This is a genomic window from Pseudoalteromonas sp. NZS37 (assembly GCF_015864265.1).
GTDB classification, from domain to species: domain Bacteria; phylum Pseudomonadota; class Gammaproteobacteria; order Enterobacterales; family Alteromonadaceae; genus Pseudoalteromonas; species Pseudoalteromonas arctica.
The window spans coordinates 1-3,390 of sequence record NZ_JADYXL010000024.1 but is presented as its reverse complement, the minus strand read 5'-3'; the positions used below and the strand labels follow the sequence as shown (position 1 = coordinate 3,390).

The window sequence follows — 3,390 nt, the reverse complement described above, 5'->3', positions numbered from 1 at the left end:
TTTTGCTATATCTAAACCAATTGTTGTAATCTTCATTTTGGTCTTCTCCCTTTGATTATTGTAACCACTTTAATCATGGCACATAGATGCCGTATAGGGAGGAGACCATTACATCAGGTTACTTATTAAATAAACCAACAGCAGCGTTACTCATTGCTTTTATTCCGGTAGGGATAGCAACTTTATAATCTGGTGCAAATTTACTAGAGTGTAGGGAAGGGAGTACTTCACCTGTTTTTATCGAATCTGCATATTGTGCTTGGTTTACACCTCCTAGCCAAAATAAGGTAATCGGGATATTTTCATCGGTGCGTCCGTATAGGCCAAAGTCTTCACCCGCCATTACAGCTTGTGTTTCAAGCACATTAGTATCACCAATTGCGCTGGCAATAGAGTTTCTAACAATGTCTGTTTGTGCAGGGTTATTATAAGTAGATGGAATAGATTCATCTTCATGTACATATACTACAGGGTAGTTTGATTCATTTAAGCCAGCACTTTGTGCAATACCTGCCGTGATTCGTTTTATTGCTGCTATTTGAGCACTTCTAACATTTGGGTTATAGCTTCTGAGGGTGAGCTGTAGCTTTACTTCATCCGAAATCACATTATGTTTTGAGCCACCATGAATAGACCCAACCGTAATAACTGAAGGCTCTAGCGGTGAAAGTTCTCGGCTTGTGATTGTTTGCAGAGCAAGTACTGTGCGTGCAGCTATAACCACAGGGTCTATAGTTGTATGCGGGTAAGCACCATGACCACCTTTACCTTTAATTGTAATATCGACAGAATCTACACTTGCCATAGTGTATTCATTTTTCATTGATACCTTACCAGCGGGGAGGCTAGCACTTACATGCAAAGCAATTATATGATCAGGTTTTTCATATTTACTAAATAGCTCTTCGCTTAACATGGCTTTAGCACCCCCGCCAACTTCTTCGGCAGGCTGTGCAACCATCATCAAAGTGCCTTTCCATTGATCTTTGTGTACTATTAATTGCTCAGCAGTACCAATAAAAGAGCTCATGTGAATATCGTGGCCACAACCGTGCATTACACCTACTTTCGCACCATGCTCGTCTATTACTTTAACTTTTGAGGCATAGGACTTTCCTGTCTGCTCTATAATAGGTAAGCCATCGGTGTCAGTACGGATCATCACGGTTGGACCGTTTCCGTTTTTGTAAATGCCGACAACACCAAAGCCACCTACATTACTTGTTACTTTAAAACCCAGCTGAGTTAATTTATCCGCTATTTTATTACCCGTTTCTTGTTCGTGATAAGAAAGCTCTGGCGATTGGTGTAAATCAAGGTAAAACTTTTCTATAGCTGGCATGGTTTTGCTTAAATTCAAATCGAGTCCATTTGCTTGTACTAATGGGCTTGCTAATAAAAGTATTGCACTTAGATAAGTTAATTTCATGTTTTCCCTCATTGTTGAATATGTATACCGGATGATTTAGGTATATGACTTGTAATTATTATGTTCACCACCATATAAAAACCTAAATAGATGAATATGGCAATCAATTCAATGAGCAACATAGTTAGTATTAATGCGCAAAACCTTCAACAAGTACTCGGTGAAACATCACAGCAAAAATTGGTGTTGCTTAACTTTTTCTCTCCTCAAAGTCCTGACTGTATCGGACAGGCTGCAATTTTAGATAAAGTAGCGGCAGAATATGCAAGCTATATAGTAGTAGCAAACCTAGATTGCGATGCAGAGCAAGCACTCGCATCTCAACTTGCGCAACAAGTTGGTCTGCAAACACTGCCTACCCTTGTATTATTAAAAGACTCTGCACCAGTAGATTTACTTGCAGGTGTTCAAAGCGAAGCACAAATACGCGAAGCCCTAGCAAAGCATTTACCTGCACAACAAGACTTACTGTTAGAACAAGCAAAGCAAGCGTTATTAAAGTCAGATTTAAATGCTGCATTTAATTATGCAAAGCAAGCTTATGAAATAGACAGCGGTAATGCACGTATCAAATTAGTGCTAGCAGACATATGTATTCAAATTCACAAGGTAGATGAAGCCCAAGCGCTTATAAATACAATAGACGTACAAGAGCAAGATGCTTACTTTAATAATATAAAAGCAAAATGCGAAGCTGCGCTTGAAGCAAAAGACTCACCAGAGATTAAAGAAAAGCAACAACAAGTAGAAAAGTACCCAAATGACCTAGAATTAAAAGAAGAGCTCAGTATTTTACTCAATGAAGCAGGCAGAAAAGAAGAAGCATTGGATATACTATTTACAGTGCTGCAAAAAGATCTGAATTTCAATGAAGCGAAACCAAGCTTTTTAGCCATTATTGCCTCTTTACCTGATGGCGACGCACTCGCAGCAAAGTATCGTCGCAAGTTATATAGTATTTTATACTAGGGTCTGTTGCTCTTTGCGGATTAAAATTTGTTCAAACTAGGGGGGGGGTTAATCGCGGCGCGAGATTTGTAACCTAGTGGGCTCGGTAACTGCTCCTGCGTTACCCTACTGGCTTACATCCATGTAAGAATAAGTAAAAACCGAGTAACAAAGAGTAAATAGCCCCTAGGAAGAACCCTTTGGGCAGCGCCTGTTTGGCATTAATGCTACGTTATCGCCTATTTATGGGGAGTAACCACACTACATAGGCTCTGCCTTGCCTGAATACCAAACAGGCTGCTGCAAATTTAACCTTGAAAGATAAACAGACCCTAGATTCTAATAACTATTACTTTTGAGAAGCACCTATATAAGGTGCTTTTTGTATTTTCAGGGTTTTAATTAAAAGCTATAGAATGGTTTAGCTATGTAAAAACAAGAGTTATCAACAGATTTTTGTGGGTAACTTGTGCTTATCATGTGTGCTTGCTTGGGGCTTAATTTTAATTACTGTTTTATGCAAATAACGCTTGCGTAAAATCCGCCGCTCCCTATAATGCGACCCCACTGAGACGGGAAACGCCAACGCATAGCGAGGCACGAACTACTCAGAGAGTTAAATAAAACTTCGGTTTTAAATCTTCTAAAAAGAAAGTTTAAAACTAAGTGTTGACTCGAAAAATAAAGGGTGTATTATTCGCATCCCTTGAGACGCTAAGGCGAATCAAACGTTCTTTAACAATATAAAGCAATCATCTGTGTGGGCACTCGTACAGATTGAGTTCTAACAGCCAAACTACTTCGTTCTTTATTGAGCAAGTAACGAGGCAAACAAATTAGAGTCTCAATTGAAAACTGAGTGACCAACAGAAGTAACTTATTTATAAGTTGCTTCGGCACAGTCAATTCAATATCGAAAGATATTAAAATAAATTCAGAATTCATTGAGCTGTCGAAAGACATAAAACTTTTTAATTGAAGAGTTTGATCATGGCTCAGATTGAACGCTGGCG

At 38.9% G+C, this 3,390-nt stretch carries 3 protein-coding genes; 1 reads left to right on the top strand and 2 read right to left on the bottom strand.

All coding sequences use genetic code 11. The features are described 5' to 3' along the window. Window positions 1-118: 118 nt before the first annotated feature. The gene (locus I6F47_RS20000; protein WP_197184425.1) at window positions 119-1,429 is read right to left on the bottom strand and encodes a M20 metallopeptidase family protein; all 1,311 of its coding nucleotides are present in this window, start codon (window positions 1,427-1,429) and stop codon (window positions 119-121) included. Between the two features lie 111 nt (window positions 1,430-1,540). On the opposite strand from I6F47_RS20000, the gene I6F47_RS19995 reads away from it, so the two are divergent. Continuing rightward, the gene (locus tag I6F47_RS19995) at window positions 1,541-2,398 is read left to right on the top strand and encodes a tetratricopeptide repeat protein (protein WP_101162966.1); all 858 of its coding nucleotides are present in this window, start codon (window positions 1,541-1,543) and stop codon (window positions 2,396-2,398) included. A 714-nt stretch (window positions 2,399-3,112) separates the two neighbouring features. Here I6F47_RS19995 and I6F47_RS20630 read toward each other — a convergent pair. Continuing rightward, the coding region (locus I6F47_RS20630) for a hypothetical protein (RefSeq protein ID WP_231609266.1) at window positions 3,113-3,390 on the bottom strand (278 nt) is incomplete at its 5' end.